Source organism: Frankia umida (genome assembly GCF_023242945.1).
In the GTDB taxonomy this organism is placed as follows: domain Bacteria; phylum Actinomycetota; class Actinomycetes; order Frankiales; family Frankiaceae; genus Frankia; species Frankia umida.
On sequence record NZ_JALKFT010000030.1, the window covers coordinates 34,565 to 61,057 of the forward strand.

Sequence of the window (26,493 nt, forward strand, 5' to 3'; positions counted from 1 at the left end):
CCCTGGTCGATGTGGTCACACATCTGCACCCGAAACCATCAATCGCGTTCGACCTGTCAATGTCGCCATTTATGCTATGCTCAGTACGCCTCGCCAGCACCCCCCGAGCTGGCGGGGCACTTCCTTGTGTGGGCTCGGGCCTCAAGCCGAGTAGCCGGCGATGCGGCACTCTGTCTGCGTCAGAGCGGATCGATTTCCACCTCTGTTCCGGCGTTCGATGATTCCACGCGATGTGACTGGCTCCATACTTGACCGAGGACCGGGTCGCGTGGGGGTAGTTCACGTTCCGGGCCAAGGACCGGCCCCTGCGGGCCGGCGTCGACCGTGGCGAACCCGCCGAGGCTGACGAGAACCTCTCCCTCTTGCAGGTGAATGCCGGCCTCGGTGCGAGCTGCGACGAGGTCGTCGATCGATGGCCAAAAGCTGCCGGAGATCGGCTCAATGTCCTGCGCGCTCAGCCTGACGGTCGACTCGGCCAGATCATCGGACTGGATCTCGTACCAGGGGGTGTCGGCCCGGGCAAAAGTCCGGACCACCGTTCCCGCGGTAACAGTGTGATGGTCAATCGTTCGGATTCGAGAACCATAGGAGAGTATAGGCTCGATGCCGCTGCTCGGCGCCTGCAGCGTCGGCGCGAGATCATCTGCGGAGAGAATCAGGAACGCGTCAGGATGTTCTCTCAGCGGATGCCCCGGCACCCTGGAAATCTCAGGGTGAACCGCATACCACGTGGCGCCGTTTGCGTCGAAAATCATGTCCTTCACGGTCGCCGTGATATCTGTGTGTCGACCGTCCTTGCCTACAAGAGCGACCCGGGTTCCCTGGGGATACGGGGATGCTGGTAGCGCAACGGCCCGCAGCAGATCCTCACCGTGAGCTGCGACGGCGCTCTGCTGGCGCGCTGTCAGCGTGCTCGACTCCCGGCCGATGATCGCATGGGCTGCCACCTGGCGGACCATTTCGTCGTCCTCGACACTCACTTCCTGGGCGACAGACATGTCGCCGGAAACAACCAGAGCGGAGTCCAACCACAGCCGATAGGAGACCGTCTGCGCAGCAGCCGGGTTGGCGGTGAGGTTGACGATCTCGATGCGATGGCCGCCGTCCTCCCAGGTCCGCAGTGGGGCGTTGTTGTGCAGGATTCTGCCGTAGGTGGCGAACCCAGCCTCGGGCATCAGAACTGGGCTGGTCCGAGTCGGCCGCCACCTGTCACGATCGGCCACGGGAAGGTCGTTAACAGCCGGATAAATATCACCGGAAGTTTGCGCGGGTGCCGCTAGGACAGCTTGGTACATGGATTCCGGTATCACGAATCCGAGTGACTCCTCGAGTCTCCAACGGGAGGCTGCCACGCGGTGCGCGGCCTCCACCGGCTCGGCTCGCATGCCCGTCGGGTAAAGCTCTGCGACGACAATCGGAGAACCAGCCGATCGAGCATGGTGGAGTTCCCAGTACGCCCCGTCGACGTGGATGAAAACCGACAGAGCTGGCTTCGGTATTGAAGACATCAGAAACTAGGATCCGATCATGGCATGGTCGGTGTCGCAGAGGTCCCATTCCCAGGGGGCGACAACGTGATCCACGATGGCCGACTGCGCACCGACCTTCCACAGCGCCTGGAACGGCTGGAGGGAGCGGAGCAGCGTCGCCTCGGTGCTGGTGAGACCGAGATCGGCGAGCAGGCCGCGGATCTGTTCGGGATTCTGGTGAAGAAAGACCCGGACGCTGGTCGTCGTCAGCAGCCCCTCGGCGATCTTCGCGGCGGCGGAGCCGTCGTCGACCTGGCTGCGCAGGTCGCTCAGCGCGTGGGTGATGAGAATGTTCGCCGCGCCCCACTGTCGTCCAAGCCGCCACTGGTCCTGCAGAAACCGGGTGATCGCGAGGTCCTCGAGAGCCATCCAGGCCTCGTCGACGATGGTCAGCTTGTGCCGGTCACGGCTGCCGTACATGGCGCCCTGCAGCCAGCCTGCGGCGGCAGCCAGCACGAGGCGCAGCGTGCGGCGACGCGACAGCAACGCGGACAGGTCGACGATAAGACCGGGTGCTCGGGCCCAGTCCAGGTCGACGCTGGTCTCGGTGTCACAGATGCCCCGCAGGTCATCCTCGACGAGCAGGGCGACCGCGTCGAGCAGCGGCCGGCGCCGGTCGGCGAGCTCATCCGAGGTGGTGTTAAGATCGTCGGCGAGGCTGGCCGGAGGTTCGGCGAGCAGACGGCGCAGGTCGGGCAGGGTCGGGTCCGGCGTTCCAGCGGTGGTGAGCAGGCGCAGGCTCTCGTGCAGGATGCGCCGCTCGCCGGCCGGCAGGTTCGTGCGGTTCGTCGCGATGGCGACCAGTGCGGCTGCGACGCCGACCCGGTGGGTGAGCAGGTCCTCGTCGGCCGCGGCGGCGCGCGCCGGGCCGAGGTCGAAGGGGTTCACCCGGACGTCCCCGCCGTGGCGGAGCCTGAGCACGGCCCAGCCGAGGGCCTCCCCCAGGCGGGCCCACTCGCCTTTGGGGTCCAGGACCGCAGTGAACCGGGTTGGGGTGAGGGCGGTGGACCGGTAGACGAGCGTTTTGGCGATCGCGCTTTTCCCGTAAGCGCCGGCGCCGCACAGCACCATGTTCGGTCCCTGCACGAGGCCCTCCCGGTAGGCCTCGTGCAGGTCGAAGAAGAACCCGCCGCCGCCCAGCCGGTTGCCGCCGAGGAAGGCACCGGCCACCCCGAGCCGGGCGCCGATCCGCCCCGGGTACAGAACACACAGGTGCGCGGTGGTGGCGAGATCCCGGGGCAGCGTCAGCCGGTGCCGTGCGAACCCGGCCGTGGACCGGCGGCCCGCGTCGCGTCCTGCTCCGCCTGGCCGGTGGCCCCTACCGGACGGCATCACGCAGTCCCTGGCTTGGCGCGCGTCCACCGGGAAGACTCGCGGCCCACGCGCGATCATGCCGGCCGTGCAGGGCCCGCAGTTCGGTGATGCCGGTCTGCGCGGCCCGGTCCATCAGGCGCCGGCTGGCCTCGTCGAGTTCCTCCAGCGTGTGCGCGGCCACCCCGGCCAGGGCCAGGTAACCGAACTCGGCATGCCCGCTCTGCAGTTCGACCTCCCGCTGGTCCACCGCGGTCTGGGCGCTCGCGAGATGCGTCGGGACGCGGAAGCCGTACCGTTCCCGGGCGGCGACGGCGGACTCGACCTGCACGGCGTCCGAGGTGATGCGTCGCCGCGATGCGCGCGACGAAATCGGCTCGCACAGGATCGCCAGCGTGTGCATGCCGTCCGGTTCGAACAGCAGCGGATCCAGCCAACCCGGTTGCAGCTGGGACCCGGGCCACTGCGTCACCCAGAACATGCGGTGCCAGACGTCGTCGACGAGGACCGCGTCCCACCGATTGAGCAGCGACAGCGGACCGGCATGCACTCCGGCAAGCGGGCTCGCGAGGCCAGCATGTTCGGCGAGGCCCCGCCGCGCCCCGCGCGGTCGGCCGACCGCGCCCGGGTCGGCGCGGATCCGGAATGCCTCAGCGATCGCGACCGGAGAGTCCGGCGCGCCGGCCACCAGGCCAGCGGACCGGCACTGCTCCAGCAGGGTCGACGCGGTGGTGACCGCCGCCTCGGCCGGGTCGGCGTGCCGGGGTAGCCGCCGCGTGTCGATGGTCACCCACAGGCGCAGATCATGGTCGGCCAGGGCTGGGCTGATCTGGTCAAGCAGCGCCTCATAGTGGGCCGCCACCTGATCGTGCTGGGGCTCGGCCGGGTGCTCGGCCTGGCGGCCGGCCAGCCACTGCCGGTGGGCGGTGAAGGAGGCCGGCGCCGAGCACAGGGACCAGCCCAGTTGCACGACCGTGCTGTCCCGCGTGAGGTTCGCCAATACCGCCGACCAGGCGCCCAGACGTTGATGCTGGTCGGCCGGGTCCAGCAGCACGATCTCCGTGCCCCGCGCCGAGATCAGGACGCTCATGGTGCCCAGGCGCCGGTCACGCACGACGCCGATCGGCGCAACGGAGTCGGTCGCCCCGGCCGCAGCCGAGCGGGCCACACCGACGATCTCCAGGCCGGCGAGTACCGGTGGCAACAGCACCGCCGGCTGCCCTCCCCGTCTGCTTTCGTTCGCCGTGCTGCGTGCCGCGGGCAGCGGTGCCCACCAGCGGTCCCGTCCACTCGCCCGCCGAGCGAACTGGCGGGCGGCCAGGGGCAGCACCTGATGTGCCGGTCCGCCCGGTGCCGGCAGCAGCGCCACCAGGCAACAGCCGGCCGCAACGGCCACACCGGCGAGCACCGATCCGGTCAGCAGCGGCAGGGCCAACAGGGAGATCAGGCCGAACACCAGCAGGCTCAGCGGCCCGACCTGCAGGCCGAGGAACGAGCCGCTCTGGCGACGTCGCGCCAGACGGTACGTCGGTGCCGGGGAACTGTCTGTCACGACAAGCCTCCTGGGGGACGAGACGGACGAGGTGGCCGTGGTCTACGCGGTGGCGGCGACGGACCGCTGCTGCTCGAACCTGGTGACGGCGAGGGGTCTACCAGCGTTCGTGTACCGGACCCCGGTGAGCGGCGGCCCTGCCCGACGCCTTCGCCTTCCGGCGCCGCGGATCTCGGGCCTGAGGACTGCCCGGACCTTGCCGCCGGACCGGTCGACCGGCCACCCATCGGCCGCTCCCCGCCAGCGGTTCCCGCGGTGGCCGTCGCCAGCCGACGGGACGGGCCCAGTCCGCCGCCTCCGGTCTGGGACGACGAACCCGGCGTCGCCGCGCCACGTCCGCCCATCCGCGACAGCGACGATCCCAGCGCCGACCCGAAGTAGGCGGTCTGCATCGCCTGCATCCCCGCGCGAAACGGCGCCCGGCTGAGACCCTGGGCGATCACGGCCTGCTCCATGGACGGGATCATCCGCCAGACAATCCACGGCATAAAAGCCGCGATTCCGGCGATGGCCAGGCCCAGCAGAATACCGGCCCAGTCGTCCCCACTGGCGGGGCTCGGGTTGCCGTTGATTTTCGCCAGATCGACCCCGACCCGCAGCGCAAGAAAGATCGCCGGTTTGATCATGACGATGGCGACCACCATCTCCACGGCTTTCCTCGCCGCACCGCGCCCGGACGCCGTGGTCATCGTCATGAAGGACAGCGGAGCCAACGCCACCGTCACATAGACAAGCGCCGTCCGGACCACCAGCTCGAGCGAGATCACCATGACCGCGAACAGAACGAACTGGTTCAGAATCAGGACACCGATGTTCGCTCCGGGCGTGACCGCGTACGGCAGTATTGCGCCGGCCAGGTCGTCTGGCCTGAACTTGCTGGGTGGCAACATCCAGGTGGCGAGGACGTCGGAAACCTCCACGCCTTTGCTCACGGCCCAGGGGAATCCGAGAATGGAAAGGATCGCAACGACGACGTCACGGGGCAGGCGAGCCAGAGCCTGCCCCGGTTCACCGGAGAACAGGCCGGTTATCACACTGAGACTGATGCAGCCCATCAGACCCAGGCAGGCAAACGAGGCAACATCATGATAGGCCCCATGCGCGCCGATGAACTCCTCGGCGGTCACTCGGGGTGTCGTGGATCGATGCACGAATCCAGTCACCATCGATCGGGCGGCATCGACAACGTTCTCGTTCAGCCAGGAGACAACTGCCTTGGCGGCGCTTGTCGCCAGACCATCGATACTTCCCGTGATACCGCCGCGCAGCCAGCTCGAGACGGACACGGGTTGCGCAGTGAAGCCTGCCGGTACGACGCCGAGCTGGCCGGCAGCCTCACCCGCCACCGGCCGTGTGCTCCGCAAGCCACTGATCCCCACCGACGCCGTCTGCGGTGATGTGGCCGGACCCAACGTCCGTTCGGGCGCATGGACGAGTCCGGGCTGGCCGCAGTCCGAGCTCTGCCCGGGTGCCGACGGTGCAGGTGAACCTCCGCGCAGTTCCGACCAGAGCGCAACAACGCCAAGGATGACGACCGCGAGCACCAGGGCAGCCGCCGCGTACCTGCGCAGCCGCCCACGTGCCTGGAGGTCCTGCTCCGGGTCTGCTGCCGGTCCCACCGGCTCGGACGGTTCCGCTGATTCCATCTGGTCAGATGGCTTCGCCAGCTCGGACGGCGACGGGGACGCCGGCTGCGCGGAGCTTCGTCGCCTGGCGCGATGGCGCCCGGTCATGTCGCATGAACGGTGCTGGGCGCGATCAGCCAGGTCACGATCTTCGCCCCGACGGCGATCACGAAGGCGCCTCCGCCGCCGCCCAGGATGTAACCGGCGGCCCGGTTACCCGATCCCATCGACCCGGTGATCCGGCCCAGCCCGAGCATGCCGCCGCCGACCAGCAGGGATCCCACCGAGCTGGCGAGACCTGCCTGCGCGATGACATCGAGCACGCGCTGGATCACGGGGACACCCGGCATGTTGTCCCAGCTGGGATGGACCTCGACGTCCTCGGCGACCGCCGGCAGCGCCGCGGCCCCGATCGTCACCAGGCACACCGACCACGCGACGAGGACGCGACGCACGAACGCGACCCCTCTGGTTCTCCTCTGCGCCCTCACCTGAACCTCCGATGCAGTAGCGACACCACATGACGTGAAGTGCCGCCGTGGCCTGCGGCGGAAGCACCGACATGGAAAGCGAGCGCCAGTCCCCGCGCCGCAGGCGGAGACACCGGCCAACTTCCGCCGGTGACACCATGCGCATAAGAACAACTACCGTCAGGTGATGTCGGCAGCCGCGTAGGCTAATTTCTCAACCGCTTGGGAGATGGAGACCGCCATGGACTTCTTCGCACCTGGATACAACACGCCGGAGGCCGCGGCCCGGCGCGCGCACGAACAGGACATGGCCGATCTCGTCGCCGCCACGGTGAGCAGGATCCGCGAAATTCTCACCACAACCGCACAGATCGTCGTGCTCGACGTTGTCGCCGACCAGGACGAGCAGATGGGCACCACACTGCGCGTGTGTGCCATGCGCGACTTCTTCGGCGATCCGTTGATCCCCGCCGAGTCGCCGGCCTTCCAGGATGCAGCCGCGCGGATTGCCGCTGACCTTGCAGTAATCTACCGACTGACACCCACCAGCACATGGCGCTACCCCCGAACCGTCAGCATCGTCGACCACCGAAGCTGGCTCGGCGAGTACTGAGAGAGCTCGAGCCGGATCTCACGGATCCGACCTCGACCTTGCGACCAGCTGCTCAGAACTTCTATTCTGCGTGGTACAAAGCCTACGACTACAGGTCGAACCCAAAATCTTCCGGCGGAGGTAGAGACTCGGGCGGAGGCACGTCCGTCCCTCCGAGTGCCGGACCGCCCGGCGGATCGGCAAGTCGGGAAACCGCATCCCAGAGCGACTTGCCTCGCGATTCGATGAATTCCCGTTGCCGTGGCGAGAAATGAAGCGAGGACCACTCACCGGCCGGCCCGACAGCGACTCTCTGCAACGCCCCAGCCGACCCAGGATGCATTCCCGCAGGGATCACGACATCATCACCCGCGAAGATCACAGTACCGGCCTGAGAGACCCGATACGTCAGGCGCGATCCCGAGCCCGACGACAGCATGGCCGACCTGGCCGAGATGATCTCGACCTCCACATCATCATGATCCCACGTGCGGATACTCGGCCCAAAAAGATCCCCGTACCGTACGTGCTCACGGCCGTCCAGCTGCACATCGCTCGTAACCTGAGGTCGCAGACCCGGCGTCGCCCAGATCCGCTCCATCCGGACGGCCTGCGCCCTGATTTTGAAGAACACCTGGGCCGGTGCACGACGGACCAGGTCGTGCACCCGCTCAGGCAGCGGAAAACCCAATCGCTCCTCGATGACCCTGCCCACGGCCTGGGTCTGCGTCAGAACCCGCCCCGACTGCGCGCCCACGAGCTCGGCCGCCACGTTCCCCGGATACCCCCGCCGAGCAACCGGCGCGATGTTCCACCAGGCCCCCGCCACCGCGATCCGCACCGGCCACCGCCCGCTGCTCGCGACGACGCCCGCCGCCCTGTGCGGGGCGGCCCCCCGAGCCGCCCACCCTCCCGACGCGCGCTGACCACCAGGCTCCGCCATGACACACCCCTCCACCGAGACGACCATTGCCCCGATGGAGCGCACCGCTCAGCACGCGCGGAAGCCCGGGCCGACAAGCACGGTGATCATGCCGTTGCAATCCTCCATATGGTCCTGCATCAGACAGCCCACATACCCTGGTGCGCCATATATTTCGGATTTGTGGTGATAGTGGCAGGCAACGACAGCCTGGACAGTGCGGGGGCAGCGTGACATTTCGGGGCGGCTTGCCGGCACTACTGCGTCCTCTGCCCGCGTGATCGTCGATCGGGGACGGATAGCGGCGGCTCTTCCCGGCTACAAGCTGGGCGCGCAGCTCGGAGTCGGGGGCTTTGGCCTCGTGGTTGCAGGCCGGCATCGTCGACTCCGACGCCAGGTCGCGATCAAGGTAGTGCCCTCGGAAGCAGACGATGCATCCGCCTTCGTTGCCGAGGCCCGACTACTCGCAGGCCTCGACCATCCACACATCGTGCGCGTCTTCGACTATCTGGAGTCCGACGGTCTCGGATTCATCGTGATGGAACTACTCGACGGCGGAACACTGACCCGACGCCAGCAGCAGATGGGCATCAGCCCACCGCAGGCATGCGCCGTAGGCCTGGCAGTGGCCGCCGCGCTGGCGCACGTGCACGAGCGTGGAGTGCTGCACCGGGACATCAAGGCGGCCAACGTGCTGTTCGACAGCACGGGTCTCGCGAAGGTCACCGATTTCGGGATTGCCCGGCTGTTCGCCGGAAGCGGCGTAACCGGCACTGCGCGCGGGGCTGGCACTCCGGCGTACATGGCGCCTGAGCAGATCCGTGGTGGGCGCCTCGGCCCGACCACCGATCTGTACGCCCTGGGAATCCTGCTCTACCAGATGCTGACCGGTGCCCCGCCGTTCGACCCGTCTCTGCCACTGCCGCAGCTGTGGACCCAGCACCTGTCCGTCGTGCCCGCGCCGCCCATCGGCACACCTGTCCCCCTGGCCGACGTCATTCTGCGCGCTCTGGCAAAGGATCCCGCGGATCGCCAGCCCGACGCCGACGCGTTCGCCCGTGACCTGGCTGCTGCAGCCGTCGACGTCTATGGGCCGCGCTGGCTCGTCTCGACCGGCCTCTCGCTGCATCTGGATGAGGAGATCCGCCGCATCGCGGCGCCCACCCTTGCTGTGCTTTCGCCCTCCACCCTGGCCGTGGCTGCGCGATCGGATCGTCTTGGACAGACCTCCTCCTGGCCCTCCACATACGCTGCAGATCACAAGTCGATCTCCTCACCTCCACACTCCACGCCCCACCATGATCTACGGACTGTCGACCGTCCAGCCTCCATCGGTGCGGGGTCGATACCGGCCCAGCGTCCCAGGAGACGGCATGTTCCTCGCCCACCCGCTCGGCGGCAGATACGCCGTCCTCAGATGGTCGTGCCGTTCACCTTGGTGCTCGTCGCTGCCATCGCGGCCATTTTGCTGACCACCAAAGCACCGGACCGCCCCGCCTCAGGGGGCAGCCCAGCACCCCGTTCCACACCGTCATCCTTTCGCGGACTCACCCTCTCCGGATTCTCAGACGCGGTGTCCTCGGTAGCGTTCTCACCGGACGGCCGCACCCTTGCCGGCGGCAGTGGAGACAAGACCGTACGACTCTGGGACGTAACCGATCGAGATCATCCGGCGCCTATCGGCAAGCCCCTGACTGGTCACAGCCTTTATGTCACCTCGGTGGCATTCTCCCCAGACGGTCGAACCCTGGCCGTCGGAAGTTGGGACAGAACAGTCCAGCTCTGGGATATGAATAATCGCAACCACCCCACGCTTCTCGGCACTCCCCTCACTGGAGCAACTGACCAGGTGAACTCAATTTCCTTCTCTCCGGATGGGAGAACCCTCGCCGTCGGTGGCTGGAGCCGAATGATCCAGCTTTGGGATCTTGCCGATCGCACCCATCCGCTACCCCTCGGCCAGCTTCTGGCAGCCGGCGACCACATAGGATCCGTAGAATTTTCGCCAGACGGCCGCACCCTGGCCGGTGGCGGCGCCGACGGGATCCTGCAATTGTGGGACCTCACTGATCGCACACGTCCCACAGCCCTCGGCAAGCCCCTGACTGCCGAACTCAAAGTAATTACTGCGCTGACTTTTTCATCCGACGGACGCACCCTGGCGACTGCAGGAGCAGATGACATAGCACACCTGTGGGACCTGAGCGATCGCAGCCGACCAACCGACCTCGGAAAGTTGCCAGTCGATATAGAAGAATCGTCCGCTGCGATTACTTTTTCCCCAAATGGACGTACGCTAGCCAGCGCCAAGAGAACAGGATTCCTGTATCTGGCGGACGCCGTCAGCCACGCCGTGTCTCCACCTCTGCTGGGGCATATGGGTGCCGTCACCTCGGTTGCGTTTTCCCCCGACAGACGGACACTGGCCAGCGGCAGCGAAGACCGAACAATACGGCTATGGGATGTCACTGAACCAGCACGGCCAACTGCACTCGGGTAGAAATCCTTGGCCAGGAATGATCTCCAGGAGCCGTGCACCGCAGTGCACGTTTGAGCTCAATTTTTTCTCACTTGCCATCCATATCGATGAAATGCCGTTTTTCACCTGTCTAAATCCTAGCGTCTGCTGTTGTCGGTCGGCGTCTACTGCCTCTTCCGCGGCTCGGTTCCAGCGCGCTTCATAGACCAGCCAGCGAGGAAAGCGTGCCTGACCGTCGGTGACGCCGGGTGGCGGGTGGAGGCGCATGGCGGTGATCGCTACGGTCAAGGTGTTGGGGATCGCTGTGCGGAGCCAAACGGGTATCGCTACTGCGGTGCGGCGGGTGGTCGATTACGTCGACGGCGGGGGCGCGGGGGAACCCGCGGTGGCGGGGGCTGCCTACTATCGCGAGGGCGGGCGGCTGTCCGGCCGGGCGCGGGGAAGCGGCGCCGAGATCGCCGGGCTGAGTAGAGCGGGTAGCAACGTCACGGCCGAGCAGCTGCAGCGGCTGCTGAGCGGGGAACATGCGGCCTCGGGGCGTCCGCTGCTGTCCGCCGTAGGTTCGGCCAGCCGGCTCCCGCGGACCCGGCACCATCTTCAACTCGGGCGCGAGTGGTTCACGCTCACCGAGGCGGCAGATGTCGCTGGGGTGGACGTGTCATATCTTCGCCGGCTCGCCCGCGCATCCGCCCAGGCACAATCAGGTCCAGCGACAACCACTGCAGATGACTTGACGAATGGTGAGCCCGCTCCCGCGATGCTTCGGGCGGAGCGCGATCCGCAGTCGGGGCGCTGGCGGGTCTCCCGGGATGAGCTGCTCCGCTTTCTGCGCCAGCGCGAGCCGCCAACGGTGGTGATCGGGTACGACGTGGTCTGCAGCGCCCCGAAGAGTCTCAGCGTCGCCTATGGCTTCGCCGACGACGAGCTTCGCGACGACATCGTCGCCGCCGTAAATGCCGGCGTTGACGCGCTCGTCGACCACCTCGAGCGCTACGCCGTACAGGGCATGCTTGATCGTCGGAACCGGCCCGGCCTGGGGCTTGCCGCCGCGTCTTACCAGCACGAGGTGAGCCGCGCGGACGAGGCTCACCTGCATATCCACAACATTGTCGCGAATGCGGTGGCGGTGCCGCTGTTCGACGAGGACGGCACACCCCTGCGTGAGGCGGATGGCACGGCGATCGTGCAGTGGCGGGCGCTCGACGGGGAGCTGTTCCTCCAGCATGTCCGCACGGCCGGTTTCGTCGGAGCCGCCGCGATGCGCCACGAGCTGACCCGACGCCGCGGCGTCCGGTGGGGGCCGGTGCGCAACGGGGTCGCGGAGCTCGCTGCCTTCCCGCCGTCGCTGTTGGCAGCCTTCTCAACCCGGCACGGCCAGGTCCACGAAGAGTTCGCGCAGCTCGTCGCCGGCGGCCTGTTCCCCGACGGACGGACCGAGGCCGCCGCCCAGCGCCGCTCCCGCGCGTCCAAGAAGGTCCTTGCCGACGACCAGATCCGTGCGAGACAGGCAGCGATCCTCGCCGCCGCAGGATGGACGCCGTCGCAGGTCAACGCACTTCTCGCTCACCAGCCACAACCAGCGCAGACCCCGGCCGGCGACGAGGTCCCCGCGCTCGTCGACCAGCTGGTCGGCCCGCACGGCGTCACCGCGAACAGCACGGCTTTCACCCGCCGCGACGTCTACCAGCAGGTCGCCGCCTGGGCGGTGGACCGCCTCGATGCCACCGAGATCAGCCGCATCGTCGGCCGTGCCATGGCGGACCCCCGAGTCGTCCTGATCGAGGAACGCGACCAGCGCCGCAGACGTACCGAGCAGTACTACACCACCGAGGATCTGCTCGCCGCCGAGGACAGCCTCCTCACCCTGCACCGCCAGGGCCGCGTCGACCATGGTGGTCTGCCGCATCCCCTGCTACCCGCCGACGCGATCAGCGCTGCCCTCGCCGCCGACCCCCCGGCCAATGCCACCAGCACCAGCACCAGCCCGGCCACCGACCCGTCAACGTCAACATCAGCCGCCCAACCGAGCGCCATTCACCTCAGTGACGAGCAGGACGCGCTCCTGCGCGCCGTGCTCACCAGCACCGACCTGATGCGCCCCGTCATCGGCCCGGCCGGCTCGGGCAAGACCACCGTCATGCGAGTCCTCGCCCGCATCCTCACCGAACGCGGATACGCCGTGCTCGGCGCGGCCCACGGCGGGCGGCAGGCCGAGCAGCTCGGCGCCGCCCTCGACGTACCCAGCAGGGTCGTCAGCGCCTGGATCACCCTGCTCGACACGGCCGACGACCCGACCACCCACTGGCCGGCGGACCAGACCGTGCTCGTCGTCGACGAGGCAAGCCAGGTCTCCACCCGCGACGCCGAACGGATCGCCCGCCACGCGACCCGCACCGGCACGGTCGTGATCCTCGTCGGGGACCCCGCACAGCTGGGCTCAGTCGGTGCTGGCGGCTGGTTCGCCCATCTCGTCGACCGGCATCCACCCCTGGGGCTGGCCAGCGTGCGCCGTCAGAAAGGTCCCGCGATGCGCAGCGTCCGCGCCGCACTCGACGGGCTTCGCACCGCGGTGCCCGCGCGGACGATGTCCGCCCTCGCCCGGCTTGCTGACGACGGCCACCTTCGGCTGTTCAACGACCGGGAGTCCCTGCTGTCCGCTGCGGCGACCGATTGGTACCAGGAGCGCACCGCCGGCCTCGCGCGTGCGGCAGCGCCGATGATGGCCGAGCACCAGCGTGACGTCGACTCCCTCAACATCACCGCCCGCGCCGCCCTGCAGGCCGACGGCAGCCTCACCGGCCCGGTCCTCACCGTCGCCGGCCGCGACTTCCAGGCCGGGGACGAGGTCATCACCCTGACCCAGGCAGGGCACACCCTCATCCCGCACGGCCGCGGCCGGCAGCACTACATCCGCACCGGCACCATCGGCCGCATCACCGCCGTCCACGTGGACCCTGGCCGGCCCGACGCCCAGTACCTGCAGGTGCGCTTCCCGGGCCGCGGCACCGTGCGCGTTGGCTGGGACTACCTCACCCATCCCTTCCCGGACGGACGCGACGGCGGGCTTGCCCACGCCTACGCGCTCACCGCCCACAAGGCGCAGGGCTCCACCATGCCCACCGCCCGCCCGCTGATCGCAGACGACACCTCCCGGGCGGGCCTGTACGTTATGCTCTCCCGCGCCCAGCACGACCTGCGCGCCTACCTGATCCGCCGCCACGACCTCGAATCCGGCCTCGACGACGAGAACTGGCTCCCGGTCCTGCCCACCGCCGACGCCACCACCCGCCTCGCCGAACGCATCCGCGCCTCCCGCGACGAACGCCTCGCCCGCGACATCGATCCCCACGCCCACGCCGCCCACCATCTCGCCGCCACCCACACCCTGCCCGAGCTGCACCGCCTTCGACACGGCCAGCCCAGCAGCACCCGCGGTTCGCCTTACCCGTCGCCCGGTGTCGTGCGCCGAGCGGAGCTCGCCGCCGAGGCCGCGCTCGCCGCCGCCGCCCTGGCCGATCCCGCACCGCAGCTGCTCGCCCGTCTCGGTCCCCGCCCGGCGAGCGGACCCCACCGTGACCATTGGGACCGAGCCGTCACTGCCGCCACGATCTACCAGGCCCATGTGCCGGACACCCGCCTCGATGATCCCGAACTCCCGCCCGCTCCCGCCAGGAGCCATCCGGACGAATGGGCGGTGCAACGCCGAGATGCCCGGGACCTCGCCCTGGCCTGGGTATCCAGGCTCGGCCCGAGCGCCCGGGAGCTGTTCGACATGCGCACCCGGGCCGTTCCCCGTGACCGCGCGATCGCCGGCATCCACGCACTGCTCGACAGCGGCCGGGCCCCGTCCGGCCTGCTCGCCCAGCTCACCACCGAGGGCCAGTCCCCTGTTCGCGACCCGGCCGCCATCCTCGACCATCGCGTTACAGCGCTCTGCCACGAGCACGCCGTGGACGCATCCCTCCACCAGCTCCCGCCACCGCGCAGCCTGACCGACCTGTGGCAGGCCGCGACCACCCTGCTGGACGCCGCAGAGATCGCCCATCTCGCCACCCACCCGCCGAACAAGCTGGCAGGCGAACTCGACCGTGTACGCCGCACCCGCCGCGATCTGGAGGCAGCCGACCGCACGGCCGCGATCCCCGAGGATGACCAGGCCGCCCAGCGGGCCCTGCACGACCGGGAACGCCGCCTCGACGCAGCGCTCACCCGCCAGGCCGACGCCGCGCAGCTCAACCTGCGGCAGAACCCCGCCCGCTACCTCACCGACCTCCTCGGCCCGGTCCCCTCGACCGAGAACCTGGCGCACAGCTGGTACACCCGAGCCGGTCAGATCGAGGACTACCGCCTGCGCACCCTCGGCCTCCCCTACGGCCAACCCGCGCAACCCGAAGCCGACCTCCCGTCCCACCGAGCCCTCGGGACGATGCCCGACGACCCCGAGCACCGCCGCCGCTACCTCGAACTGATCACCACAACGGACACGCTGGATCTACGCCTCTGACGCCAGGCCGAGGAGACGCTACGCGCTCCTGGCTCCCCGCCGCTTCCGTTGATCAAGCTTCCGATGCTTCATTGCTCAGTCCCATCCCGCCCATGGTCGCTCCGAGCGTCACGTAACACAACGTTCACAGAACGGCGCAAATCGCGCTCGATCTTCCGCAAGAGCCTTGACACCTGGCGTCATGCGGATCAAATTTGATGCCTACGGGGGTAAACAGCATCAAACGCCAACATCCATAGCCCCGAGAGGCCATCGTGCCCGAATCGTGCGCAACGGACGACCGGCCAGCTACCGATGCCCCGAGAGCTCGTCCGCCACTGCGATCCCTCCCTGCCACCCCACCGACGCGGCGCGGTCTCGTCGTCGCCGGGTGTCTCGCGATCGTGGTCCTGGCGCCCGCCGCCTGTTCCGGCAGCGCGTCCCCTCGTCCACTCGCACCGACGGCGTCGCCGAGCACCCGGTCGAGCGCTCCACCGACATCCAGCCCGTCCCCCAGCGCCGATCAGGCGATCCGCGCCGCGACTGCCGCCTACGAGCAGGCCTACCTGGACGCCGTCGCCGATCCGACGAACACGGGAAAGCGGCAGGTTCTCCTCGCGATGTACACCGCCGACTCGCCCGAGCGCGCCGGGGTGTCGACGTTCCTGCAGACGTTCAGCACCAAGGGCTGGGCCGGCCGCCGAGGCACGCTGGACCACCAGACAATCGAGCAGGTCAAGGTGCCACCTTCCGCGTCCCAGGGGAAAGCGGAGACGACTACCTGCACCTACGATTCCGGCCGGGTGGTGGATGCGGCCAACCGCGCTCCTGACGGCAGCGAGATCGTGGTGAACGACGAAACACAGAGCTACCGCACTCGATGGACCTGGCTGCTGGTCGCCGGCGAATGGAAGATTGTCGATGCCACGACGCTCACGACATGGCCGGGAGCAGACCGATGCGCCGCCCGCTAGCGCCGGCATTCACGATGGCCGCTCTGATGATTTCCTCGCTCGCGCTGATTCGCGCCCCAGCGCAGGCGGCCGTCGGTAACGGCGCAGAGCACAGCGCTTCCGGAAAGGTCGACCCGGTACTTGGGCAGATCGAGGCCTACGCCCAGATGCGAACACCGGCCACCGCACCGCGTTCGACGAGCGCCGCTCCCGATCCGTGTAGCTGGCAGTCCGGGGCACTGTTCAGCTACCTGCAGCGGGCCCCGCAGCCGAGTACGCGAACCGATGCCGATGGTGTGCAGGTCACCTTGTACGCGCGGGTGTGCGGCCCGACCGACATCACCTACTACTGGGTGCGGGCAACGCCTGCGGCGCAGCAGGTCGCAGCACTTGCGATGAGTCTGGCCCGGCAGCGGATCCCGGCGCCCGACGGTGTGTTCACCCCGGATCTGCGCGGTGGCCAGCGGGTCGTCGTGCATGCTCCGCTGCGTTTCGCGGTGCGCTCGTGGGCCCCGACGACGGCGACGGCCTCCGTCGCCGGGGTGACCGCGACCGTCACCGCGACGCCGCGGGCGCTGGCCTTCTCCCCCGGCGACGGATCACCCGCTCTGGGCTGCACCCTCGAAAGAACACGACCCCAGTCGGCATCGCCCTGTACCTATTCCTATCGGAACGCCTCCTCCGTCGCACCGAATGGACGGTCCTGGCCGGCACGCCTGCAGATGACGTGGGCCGTGGCCTGGGCGGCATCCACTGGAGACGAGGGCACTTTACCGGACGTCATGACAGAAGCGTCGTACGACGTGGCCGTCGGCGAGATCCAGGCCGTGGAGCAGGCCAGTTGACCACGCACGTCAAGGAAATCTGAAGCACGACGAGAAAAGCAGGATGGGTGACGCGATGACGGCAACCATGGGTACCGAAAAACTATCCAGGTCCTCCCCCGGCGAACAGTTCCGGCCCCGCCGAACATCCCGGGGAAGCCTCGCGGTCGCGGTCCTGCTAATTGTGCTCGGAGCCGGAACGGCCGTCTGGGCGGCGCGCCTGCACGACGATCATATTGATGCCGTCATTCTCACCCGCCCGGTCTCCCGCGGCGACATCATTGACTCCTCGGCGCTCGCGGTGGCACGCGTGTCGGTGGAGGGGACCGCCGCCCGGCTGGCCTCACCGGCGACCGCACGTACCGCGATCGTGGGACGCCAAGCGCTGGTCTCCCTGGCGGCGGGCACGCTGGTCTCCCCCGAGATGGTCGGTTCGGCCACACCTCCCGCAGGCTCGGCGCGGGTGGGTCTGCGGCTGTCCGCGGACACGTTGCCGTCGCGGACCCTGCGAGCGGGCGACTGGGTTCAGGTGGTCATCTCCGGCGCGCCAGCCGGGTCGACCGCCACCGACAGCACCACGGGCACGGACGGCAGTGCCGGTGCTGCCGCGCCGAATCTGCTCGGTGACCCGGTGCAGGTCGCCGAGGTCCGGCCACTGTCCGGCCAGACCGCGAACGGTGACCTGGTCGTGGACCTCGACGCTCCGGCCGACCAGGCAGCGCGGATCGCCGCCGCGGCCGGAACGGGGACGACCGGTCAGGGGCTGCGGCTGCTGGGGGTTCGCCGATGACGACCTGCTGGGCCATCGGAACCGCCGGGCCGGGATCGCCGGGTGCGACCACGCTCGCGCTCGCCCTGGCCGCCATGGGCGGTGGGGTCGTCATCGAGGCCGGTGCCGACGGCGGTGTCCTGGCGGCCCGCTGCAACCTTTCCCTAAGCGCGGACGCGCCAGGTCTTGCCAGCCTCGCGGTGGCCGCCACCCGTGGACGCGTCACCGTGCTCGACCATGCGCAGGCCTGCGCGAACGGCCTACCGATCGTCCCGGCCTCCACCACCGAGGAGACCGTCGCGGGCGCGCTGGAGGGCTTCACCGCCGCACTGCCTCGGCTACGCCAGGACGCGGACGTGCCGCTGCTGCTCGACGTCGGCCGCGTACGGCAGGCCACCGCGAAACTGATCACCTTCTGCGACACGTTGGTGCTGGTCACGTCCGCCGAACGTGAGGGGCTGGCCTGCGCGCTGGTGCGCCTGCCCGGGCTGTTCCTGTTCGCGCGCCGCATCGTCCTCGTGGTGCGCGGGTCCGCCTCCTACACGCTCGCCGACGTGCGCCGGCTCGTCGCCGAGCAGCTCGGCTCCTCGCTCGTCCCAGTGCTCGCCGTGCCCGACGATCCGCGGGGCGCCCGCGATCTGGCCGAAGGTGCTGGGCTGCGCCGCAGGTCAGCGCTGCTGCGGGCCGCCGATCGTGTGCTGGCAGCCTGCCCGGCGCCCGACATCACAAGCCTCGCCGCCGGGGTTGCCCCATGACCTGGACACCACCGACCGCGCACACGCAGGAGGTCGACGCGCTCGTCGATCGGCTGCGCCTCATCGTCGCGTCCGCCCTGCACGGGGGGACCGCATCCGGCGAGGATCGCCTCGCGCGACTCGAAGAGATCGTGCAGAGCAGCCTCCGCCAGGAGCAGCTGCGCCGCACCCACACCGGGCAGCCCCCACTCGACCGGGCCACCGAACAAGAGGTCAGCCGCCGTCTGCGCCTGGCCCAGTCACCGCTCGGCCCCATGGCCTACCTGCTCATGCCCGACAGCTGGAGCGACGTCGAGGTGAACGGTGCCGCCAACGCGATCTGCACCGACCGGTCGGGGCGCCGCATCCAGATCGCCAGCCCCTTCCGCAACGAGGATGAGGCGTTCTCCTGGGTGGCTGCCCAGGCCGCCGCGCACGGCCGCCGCTTCGACGACGCCGCGCCCAGCGTCCGCTGCCGGCTGGCGGGAGGCGTCCGGCTGCACGCGATCGCCCAGGTCACCGGCCGGGTCCACATCTCCTGCCGGCTGTCCGACCCCGGCCTCGACAGCCTGCCCGGCCTGGAATCCGTCGGCATGTTCGACGCCGACCTCACCGCCATGCTGACCGCCACCGCCTGGATGCGCGACCCGTTCGGTCTGGTGATCTCCGGGGCGACCACCGCCGGCAAGACCACCCTGCTGCGCGCCTGCCTCAACGCGCATCCGGCCAACGTCGTGCTCGACCGGATCGTGACCGTCGAAGACGAGATGGAGCTCTTCCTCGACCCGAACCGTTTTCCGAACCTCGTCGCGTTCGAGGCCCGGGAGGCCAACGTCGAGGGCGAGGGCGCTTACACGATGGAACGGTTCCTGTCCGCCGACCTGCGCCGGCTCACCCCGGACCGGGTGGCGCTCGGTGAGCTGCGGCCCGACGGCGGGGTCATGCCGCTGCTGCTCGCCCTCGGCCAGGGCGTCGCCCGCGGTGTCGCGGCGACCATCCACGCGCCGTCCGCCGCCGATGTGATTCCCCGGATCCGGACCTATGCGGCGTTCGGCGAGCATCGGGTTGCCGACTCGGTCGTGCTCGACACGATCGCCGCTTCCGTCGACCTGATCGTCCAGGTCAGCCGGATCGGCGGCCGGCGTGTCATCAGCTCCGTCCTGGAGGTCGCCGGCCGGGGCGAACGGGGGGTGAGCATCGCCGAGCTGTGGCGGTGGAACCCGTCCGCGGGCCGGGCGACCCGCACCGACCTCGTCGCCTCCGACGAGTTGACCGCCCGGATGACCGGCGCCGGCCTCGACGTGAACATTCTCGACCGCAACCGCAGCTATCTGATCGGCATCCGCCGATGAACGGGTTCACGGTGGCCGTTCTCGTCCTTTCCGGTTCGGTGGCCGGCTTCGGTGTCTGGCTGTTCGCCATGTCCCTGACCGGCCGGGTCACGTTTCCCCTGCCACGGCACCTGCGTGGCAGCACGGTGCCGGTGCCGGTGTTGGGTCGGCCGACGATCGGGGTGCTCGCGCTCGCCGCTGTCACGGGGCCTGTGACCAGGACACCTGCTCTTGGCCTGATGGTCGCCGCCGTCGGCTACGTGGTGCTGGCCCAACGACGCGGGCCGTCGGTGCCCGCCGTCACCCGCCTCGGCGAGGCGATCGCCACCTGGACCGAGATGGTCCGCGACGGGCTCGGCGCCGGCCGCCACCTGCGCGCGGCGCTTGCCGCCGCCTGCGACCAGCCACCAGCCGAACTCGCCGAACCGCTGGCCCGCCTGGCCGCCAACCTCGAGTCGACGCCGATTCCCGACGCGCTGTGGCAGTTTCGCCGCGAGGTCACCCATCCCGCACTCGGACCGGTCGTCGCCGTCCTCGACATCGCCTACCGGCGCGGCACCGGTGACCTCGTGAAACTGATGGCCAGCCAGGTCGACACCACCCGCGATGACGTCGCCCGGCTGCGCGACCAGCATGCGCTGCGCGCCCGGCACCGCCGGTCCATGACGATGCTGCTCGGCCTGTTCACCGCCGCGATCACCGGCGTCCTGCTGGTCTGGCCGGCGTTCTTCGCCGCCTACCGAAGCCCGACCGGCCAGCTGGTCCTCCTCGCACTGGGCGCGGCCGTCGCGGGTGCGGTCCACACGCTCATCCGCCTGGGCCAGCCCGATCTTCCCCCGGACGTCTTCGCCGCCGACCCGGAGTCCGCCGCCGACCCGGAGTCCGCCGCCGACCCGGAGCCGGCATGAACAGCACGTTGACGATCGCCGCCGGCGGTGCGCTCGCCGGCTACGGCCTGTTCGCCACCGGACGTGCCGTGGTCGCCCGCCGGCCCGACCTCGGCGCCGACCTCACCGCCCTGTTCGCCACACCCGTACCACGGTCCACCGCACTGCAGCGGCTACCCGGCCGGCTGTGTGGGGCGCTGCGTACCAGCGGATTGACGCGGCTGCTGCTTGCCGACGATGTCGCGCTCGCCGACCGCAGCGACGACGCCCACATGGCGTCCCGACTCCTGCACCTGCTCGGCGGTGCCGCGACCGGCCTGGTCTGCCTCGCCCTCGGCCACCTGTTCGCCCGGCCGCCAGCCCTGCTGTCCGTGCTGCTCCTTGCCGGGACGTCGGTCGCCGCCGTGCTGCTCGCCGACCGGCCGATCCGCCGGCTCGCCCGCCACCGCCGCCGCGACGCAGCCCTCGCCATCGCCGCCTACGTCGACCTGGTGCGCGTCCTGCTCGTCGGCGGCCTTCCTCTTCCTGCCGCTCTGACCGCCGCCGCCGACCGCGGCCAGGGTTGGACGTTCACCCAGCTACGCGAAGCACTCGCCGACGCCCGGCAACGCAGCGAACCTCCCGACCGCGGTATCGCCACCCTCGCCGACACCTACCCGCTACGCGAGTTCACCGATCTCGCCCGCACGCTCGCCGCCGCCCAGGCCGGCGCTTCGCCCGTCCTCGCCTTCGAGTCCCGCGCCACCGCGATACGTCGACTCGACACCGCCCGGCAGCGCGCCGCAGAGGCCACCGCCGACGCCCAGATGGACCTGCCCGCCGCCGTCGTCGCCCTGGCGTTCGTCGCCTTCCTCGCTTATCCACTCCTCACCATGATCAACAGCACGGTCGGCCAGTAGCGAGACCGCCGGCCATGAGCGAAAGGGCCACCCGCATGCTGCGCGTCCTGGCAGCCCGCCTCCTCCTTGTCCACCTCACGCTCAGCGCCCACGTCGTCGATCGCCTACGCCCCGGCGCGGATCCCGGCGAACGCGATCGTGGTGACGGCGGACTGTCCACGGCGCTGATCGCCGCGGGACTCGTCCTCATCGCCGCTGTTGTGATCTTCTATCTGCGGCAGAAGGCGACGCAGATCGCCTCCAACGTCTGCACCTCCACCGATCCGGCCCAGTGCCAGCAGCAGTAACACCGTGCGAACTCCCCCCTTGCGTGCGCGTCTCCGTACTCGCCTGCGCTGGTCGTCGCGCAGCCCGCGGGACGAGGGTGAGGCCACCGAACTCGCCGCGATCATGATCGGCGTCTTCGCGCTTCTGCTGCTGTTTCTGATGATGGGCGTCCGCTGGGTCACCGCCGAGGCCGCGCAGGCCGCGAGCCAGCGTGCCCTCGAAATCGCCCAGGCCCCCAGCGCCACCAACCCGGCCGTGGACGCCGTCGCTCGCCGGATCACCGCCGGTGTACTGCTCATCTCCGGCACCGACGTACGCATAGGGCAGCAGGAGGATCTGGTGTCCGTCACCGTCACCGCGCACAGCCCGCTCGGGGGTGCGGTCAGCAGCACGGCCACCGGTCCGCGCATCCACTTCGTCCCCCAACAGCAGTCCGGGCTCCACCGATGAGGCGCGCGGCCCCGCCCGCAAGGTGGCTCACGCGTCGCATCGACAAGCAGCGTGGCGCCGGGCGCGACGACGGCTCGTATGCGGTGGAGTTCGCCGTTGCCGCCGCGGTCGTGCTGCTCGCCCTGCTCATCCTCGCCGTGGCCTACCAGGCGAGCCAGAGCAGCGCCGCGGTCACCGCCGCTGCCCGGAAAGCCGCCCGCGCCGCCTCCCTCACAGCATCCCCGGCCGAGGCAGAAGGCGCCGCCGACCAGGTCGTCCACGCGCGGATCACGCCGGGCTCCGGTCCCTGCGCGGACGTTTCCGTCGTCACGACCACCATCTCGTTCCACGCCGCGGGCACGGTGCGGGTCGCCGTCACCTGCCGAACGGCAAGCCTGTTCGGCCATCGGCGGGTTGTGCATGCGAGCGCGGACGAGGTCATCGACCGGTACCGAGGTGGACTCTGATGACAGCCCGGCCCCGGCATCAGGCGGGCAGGCGGTGCAGATGGCTGACCAGGCGTCTCGACTCGCTGGGCAGGCGCCTCACCCAGGTGGACGGCCACAGCGGCGATGACGCGGGCTCGATCACCCTGTTCATGCTCGGCGCACTGTTCGTCGCCGCGGTCCTGTTCGCCGCCCTGCTCAGCGACCAGGTCCGTGTCCTGCACGCCAACGGGCAGGCCTTCGACCTCGCCGGCAAGGCCGCCCGCGTCGGCGCCCAGCAGCTCGACCCCGCCGCCCTCGACACCGGCACCATCCGCCTCGACCCCGCGACCGCCCGCACCGCCACCCTGGCCTACCTGGACGCCCACGGGATCCACGACGCCCAGGTCACCGTCACCGGCGCGGCCGTCACCGTCACCGTGCACCAGCCGGTGCTCTTCCACATCCCCGTGCTCACCGCAGGCTCGCGGGCAACGGTCACCCAGACCCGCTCGGCGATCGCCACCCCCGGCCCCTGATCCCGCTGCGGCCTTGGACCAAGCCTCCGCCGCGACCCCGACTTTCCCCGCCCCCATCCCCGGCGCCGTCCTCTCCGTCCCCGCACTCCACTTCACCGCCGTCCCTGCCCCCGACCGCGAGGCACACCGATGACCACCAGCCGCACCCGCCGCCGCAGGCCTGCCGTGCTCCCTGCGGGACGGCCCGCAGCCGGACCCACCGCCCCCGGCGCTCTCACCCGTGCGGCCACCGCACTCGTGGGGCTTGTGCTGTTCGCCGCCGTGCCCCTCGTCCTGCACGCCTGGCGCCCCGACCCGCTGCCGCACACCTTCCAACCCGGCCGGTGGATCAGCCTGGCACGCGCCGGCTACCTGCACCCGGACGTGATTCCCAACAGCCTCGCCGTCCTCGCCTGGCTCGTGTGGCTACTGCTCGCCGCGGCGCTCCTGCGCGAGGTCGCCGCCCAGCTGCGCCGTGGTGGCGCCGCGGCGCGCACCAGGCTGCTTCCCGGAGTCGTCCAACGGCTCGCCAGCACCTGGATCACCAGCCTGCCGTTGCTGCTCGCCCTCGCCGCCGGCCGCCTGAACGCCGCACCGCTACCCGCCGCCGTCACCGCCGCCACCTCGACCCCCACCCTGCCGCCCACCTCGCCGGACTCGGCACCAAAGGCCGCCGGGCCGGACACGGCCGCCTTCACCGTTACGCATACGCACGCCGGGCCGTACGACATCCACCGCAGCGAGCGTTACGACACCCTGCGGTCCCTCGCGGCCCAGCACTACGGCTCCGCGGACCTGTGGTGGATCATCCGGGACGCCAGCGTCGGCGTCGTTCAACCTGACGGCTCATCGCTACCCGCCGGGTTCGTCGCCGTCGATCCCGGAACCATCCTGCACATCCCGTCCGCACCGCTGGCAGACGTTTCCTACGCGCTCGCCGCCGACCGTGAGCCCGCCGGGCCGGCAACCCAGCCGCGCGCAGGCAACCACGAGGTGCTGCCCGGCGAGAACCTCTGGACGATCGTCGACGCCGCCTACCGCGACCTGTCACCCCTCGACGTTCGCGCCGCCGTCGACAGCGTGTTCGCCGCCAACCACGGCGTCACCGACCAGCATGGCCACGTCCTGACCTCACCCCAGCTGATCAACCCGGGTATGCGGCTGCGACTGCCCGTCCTCCCGCCCAACCCCGAACTCCCTTCGTCCCCCGAGGCAGGACGACCAGCAGCGCCGTCCTCGACGACTGCGACAGCCCCGTCAGCCCCGTCAGCCCCGAGGATCGCTGCCACCCCCACCGCACTCACCACCCCAGAACCACCCGTCAGCTCATCCAGCGCCTCCGCTGCTGCGCCGACACCGACCAGTCAGCCCACTCCCCTTGAGCCAGCGCAAGCCCCGGCACTCCCTCCCTCGCCCACCCCGCCATCACCTGCACTGACCACAGCCGCCGGCCAGCAGCTCGTAACCCCGAACCTCAGTCCCACCCACACGCCGGCCATGCCGACCACCCCGACCACGCCGCACTCGCCGCACGACAGGACCACGGAAAGTCTGACCTGGCTTGCCGCCGCCGGACTGCTCGCCACCACGATCGTCGGATCGTGGACGGCCAGACGCCGCCGCCGCGACAACCACACGACCCCGCGTCACATCGTCCCTCCGGCCCCACCCGACCAGGCCGAGCTGCACGCGGCGCTCCTCGAAGCCGACGACCCGGACCGCCTCGACCGAATCGACGCCGCCCTACGCCACCTCGCCCTGACCCACCTCGGCCAGCCCACCGGGCCGCACCCCCAGGTCCTGCTCGTCCACCCCGACGACACCGTCGAGATCTACCTGCACCCGAACGGCACCCATGACCTTCCCGCGCCGTGGGAAGCCGGTCCCGATCCCCTCATCTGGGCCCTGCCCGCCGACGCCGTCCTCCCGCCGCTCACCGACCTGCCACCGCCGTGCCCCGCACTCGTCCAGCTCGGCGCGACCCTCGACGGAGCAGACGTACTCGCCGACCTCGAAGCCCTCGGCAGCCTCGCCATTCACGCCGACACCGACCGCCTGCGCGCCACCACCCGCGCCATCCTCGCGACCCTCATCTCGTCCCCCTGGGCCAACCTCACCCGTATCCACACCCTTGGCCTGGACTCCCACGCCGTCACCGACCCCGAACGCGTCACCGCCGATGACACCGCGGACACCCTCCTCGCCGCAGCCCAGCACGACTCCGACCTCCTGCAACACACCCTCGACGCCGGCGGATACCCCACGACACTCACCGCCCGCATCAACGAACCCGGCGAGGAGTTCGACCCGCTCATCGCCCTGCTCGTCACCGACTCCGGCTCGAACGGCAGCTCTGATGTCGAGGCAGGGCCCGTTCATGACCTTGTTGACCTTTCCGGCGACGGCCTACGCGGCCTCGGCGTGCTGCTCCCAGCCGACACCGCCATCACCACCAGGTGGGTCCTTCGCCCCACTCCTACCGAGGAAAACCCCGACCTCTGGCGGCTCCAGCCACTCGGCCTGCCCTTCGTCCTCACCGGCCTACCTGCCGACACAAGCGACACCCTCGCCGAACTGTGGGCCGACGCAGCAGCACCGCTCCCCGAAGTTCCGCTCCCACCCGCCGCACCCGACCCGCACCCGTTCACCGAACCCCCATGGCAGGTGATGGTCCGCCTCCTCGGCCCCGTCGACGTCACCGCCCGCGACGGCACCCACGCCGACCCCGCCACCACCCGCGAACGCACCAACGAAGTCCTCGCCTGGCTCATCACCCACCGCCGCGGCACCCGCACCGACCTCGAATCCGCCCTGTGGCCCCGCGGCGCCACCCCCAAAACCATCGCCAACGCCCTCAGCCGCGTCCGCCGCCTGCTCACCACCCTCGCCGGCGACGACGCCGAACACTGGCTCCCCCGCTTCGAACGCACCGCCCTCACCCTCGCCCCACAGGTCACCTCCGACCTCGACCTCCTCGAGGCCCGCATCCACCACGCCGAACAACACCGCAACCATCCCGAAACCGCCATCCCCGTCCTCAAGGAAGCCGTCGACCTCATCCTCGGCATCCCCGCCGGCTACCCCTGGCTCGACGCCCACATGGGATCCATCCTCACCACCACCCCCATCAAAGCCGTCATCCTGCTCGCCCAACACCACCTCGAACACGGCGACACCGCCGCCGCCCTGGCCACCACCATCCGAGGCCTCGAAATACTCCCCGCCCACACCGAACTCTTCGCCCTACGCCTACGCGCCCACGCCCTCAACCACGACCCCAACGCCCTACGCGCCGAATACCGCGCCTACCTACGCGCAGAACAAGCCGAGCCATACTGGGACGGCGACACCGACCGCGACCTGGAGACACTCCACCAGCGCCTCCTCCACGACATCGCGCTCCACTCCAAACTTCCTCTGGAGCGTTCCCGCTTTTGTAGACAATCCTAACTATGCCGCACGGAGGTCTTGTCCGTCAAATTCTTCCTCGAACT

At 69.8% G+C, this 26,493-nt stretch carries 21 protein-coding genes; 15 read left to right on the top strand and 6 right to left on the bottom strand.

The annotated features are described in order from the left end of the window. Positions 1-179: 179 nt before the first annotated feature. The 5 genes from MXD59_RS21350 to MXD59_RS21370 all read right to left on the bottom strand — a co-directional run bounded on the left by MXD59_RS21350 (position 180) and on the right by MXD59_RS21370 (position 6,472). On the bottom strand, positions 180-1,175 hold the full coding sequence (locus MXD59_RS21350; protein ID WP_248826409.1) for a hypothetical protein: 996 nt from the start codon (positions 1,173-1,175) through the stop codon (positions 180-182). A 339-nt stretch (positions 1,176-1,514) separates the two neighbouring features. Next, complete coding sequence (locus MXD59_RS21355) at positions 1,515-2,861, bottom strand: putative type IV secretion/conjugal transfer ATPase (protein ID WP_248826410.1); 1,347 nt, start codon at positions 2,859-2,861, stop codon at positions 1,515-1,517. Next, a complete protein-coding gene (locus MXD59_RS21360; RefSeq protein WP_248826411.1) occupies positions 2,848-4,392 on the bottom strand; it encodes an SCO6880 family protein in 1,545 nt (514 codons plus the stop codon). The genes MXD59_RS21355 and MXD59_RS21360 overlap by 14 nt, the downstream gene beginning before the upstream one ends. Beyond that, positions 4,389-5,543 (bottom strand): TrbL/VirB6 family protein, encoded by a 1,155-nt coding sequence (locus MXD59_RS21365; RefSeq protein WP_248826412.1) that lies wholly within the window; start codon positions 5,541-5,543, stop codon positions 4,389-4,391. The genes MXD59_RS21360 and MXD59_RS21365 overlap by 4 nt, the downstream gene beginning before the upstream one ends. Before the next feature lie 578 nt (positions 5,544-6,121). Beyond that, on the bottom strand, positions 6,122-6,472 hold the full coding sequence (locus MXD59_RS21370; protein WP_248826413.1) for a hypothetical protein: 351 nt from the start codon (positions 6,470-6,472) through the stop codon (positions 6,122-6,124). A gap of 256 nt (positions 6,473-6,728) precedes the next feature. Here MXD59_RS21370 and MXD59_RS21375 point away from each other — a divergent pair, with 256 nt between their 5' ends. Beyond that, the gene (locus MXD59_RS21375) at positions 6,729-7,100 is read left to right on the top strand and encodes a hypothetical protein (RefSeq protein WP_248826414.1); all 372 of its coding nucleotides are present in this window, start codon (positions 6,729-6,731) and stop codon (positions 7,098-7,100) included. 88 nt (positions 7,101-7,188) lie between these two features. Here the strand turns inward: MXD59_RS21375 and MXD59_RS21380 are convergent, their stop codons facing one another. Then, the gene (locus MXD59_RS21380; protein ID WP_248826415.1) at positions 7,189-7,920 is read right to left on the bottom strand and encodes a hypothetical protein; all 732 of its coding nucleotides are present in this window, start codon (positions 7,918-7,920) and stop codon (positions 7,189-7,191) included. Between the two features lie 358 nt (positions 7,921-8,278). Between MXD59_RS21380 and MXD59_RS21385 the strand changes: the two genes are divergently transcribed. From MXD59_RS21385 to MXD59_RS21450, 14 genes are all read left to right on the top strand, one after another. Next, positions 8,279-10,501, top strand: coding sequence for a WD40 repeat domain-containing serine/threonine protein kinase (locus tag MXD59_RS21385; protein WP_248826416.1), 2,223 nt, complete (start codon positions 8,279-8,281; stop codon positions 10,499-10,501). Between the two features lie 322 nt (positions 10,502-10,823). Continuing rightward, a complete protein-coding gene (mobF, locus tag MXD59_RS21390) occupies positions 10,824-14,984 on the top strand; it encodes a MobF family relaxase (RefSeq protein WP_248826417.1) in 4,161 nt (1,386 codons plus the stop codon). A gap of 599 nt (positions 14,985-15,583) precedes the next feature. Beyond that, entirely contained in the window at positions 15,584-15,937 is a 354-nt protein-coding gene (locus MXD59_RS21395; RefSeq protein WP_248826418.1) for a hypothetical protein, read from the top strand. A gap of 26 nt (positions 15,938-15,963) precedes the next feature. Continuing rightward, positions 15,964-16,761, top strand: a complete 798-nt coding sequence (locus MXD59_RS21400; protein WP_248826419.1) for a hypothetical protein — start codon at positions 15,964-15,966, stop codon at positions 16,759-16,761. Between the two features lie 55 nt (positions 16,762-16,816). Continuing rightward, entirely contained in the window at positions 16,817-17,530 is a 714-nt protein-coding gene (locus MXD59_RS21405) for an SAF domain-containing protein (protein ID WP_248826420.1), read from the top strand. After that, entirely contained in the window at positions 17,527-18,264 is a 738-nt protein-coding gene (locus tag MXD59_RS21410) for a hypothetical protein (protein ID WP_248826421.1), read from the top strand. The genes MXD59_RS21405 and MXD59_RS21410 overlap by 4 nt, the downstream gene beginning before the upstream one ends. Next, the gene (locus MXD59_RS21415) at positions 18,261-19,595 is read left to right on the top strand and encodes an ATPase, T2SS/T4P/T4SS family (protein WP_248826422.1); all 1,335 of its coding nucleotides are present in this window, start codon (positions 18,261-18,263) and stop codon (positions 19,593-19,595) included. Before MXD59_RS21410 ends, MXD59_RS21415 begins: the two co-directional genes overlap by 4 nt. Continuing rightward, positions 19,592-20,482 carry a type II secretion system F family protein gene (locus tag MXD59_RS21420; RefSeq protein ID WP_248826423.1) on the top strand — a complete coding sequence of 297 codons (891 nt, stop codon included), beginning with the start codon at positions 19,592-19,594 and terminating at the stop codon, positions 20,480-20,482. Before MXD59_RS21415 ends, MXD59_RS21420 begins: the two co-directional genes overlap by 4 nt. After that, positions 20,479-21,360 carry a type II secretion system F family protein gene (locus MXD59_RS21425; protein WP_248826424.1) on the top strand — a complete coding sequence of 294 codons (882 nt, stop codon included), beginning with the start codon at positions 20,479-20,481 and terminating at the stop codon, positions 21,358-21,360. The genes MXD59_RS21420 and MXD59_RS21425 overlap by 4 nt, the downstream gene beginning before the upstream one ends. A 14-nt stretch (positions 21,361-21,374) precedes the next feature. Further along, positions 21,375-21,647, top strand: coding sequence for a hypothetical protein (locus MXD59_RS21430; protein WP_248826425.1), 273 nt, complete (start codon positions 21,375-21,377; stop codon positions 21,645-21,647). A 19-nt stretch (positions 21,648-21,666) separates the two neighbouring features. After that, on the top strand, positions 21,667-22,077 hold the full coding sequence (locus MXD59_RS21435) for a hypothetical protein (protein ID WP_248826426.1): 411 nt from the start codon (positions 21,667-21,669) through the stop codon (positions 22,075-22,077). Next, positions 22,074-22,523 (top strand): hypothetical protein, encoded by a 450-nt coding sequence (locus tag MXD59_RS21440; protein ID WP_248826427.1) that lies wholly within the window; start codon positions 22,074-22,076, stop codon positions 22,521-22,523. The genes MXD59_RS21435 and MXD59_RS21440 overlap by 4 nt, the downstream gene beginning before the upstream one ends. Beyond that, positions 22,523-23,020 carry a hypothetical protein gene (locus tag MXD59_RS21445; protein ID WP_248826428.1) on the top strand — a complete coding sequence of 166 codons (498 nt, stop codon included), beginning with the start codon at positions 22,523-22,525 and terminating at the stop codon, positions 23,018-23,020. The genes MXD59_RS21440 and MXD59_RS21445 overlap by 1 nt, the downstream gene beginning before the upstream one ends. 129 nt (positions 23,021-23,149) lie before the next feature. Beyond that, a complete protein-coding gene (locus MXD59_RS21450) occupies positions 23,150-26,449 on the top strand; it encodes an AfsR/SARP family transcriptional regulator (protein ID WP_248826429.1) in 3,300 nt (1,099 codons plus the stop codon). The last annotated feature ends 44 nt before the right edge of the window (positions 26,450-26,493 follow it).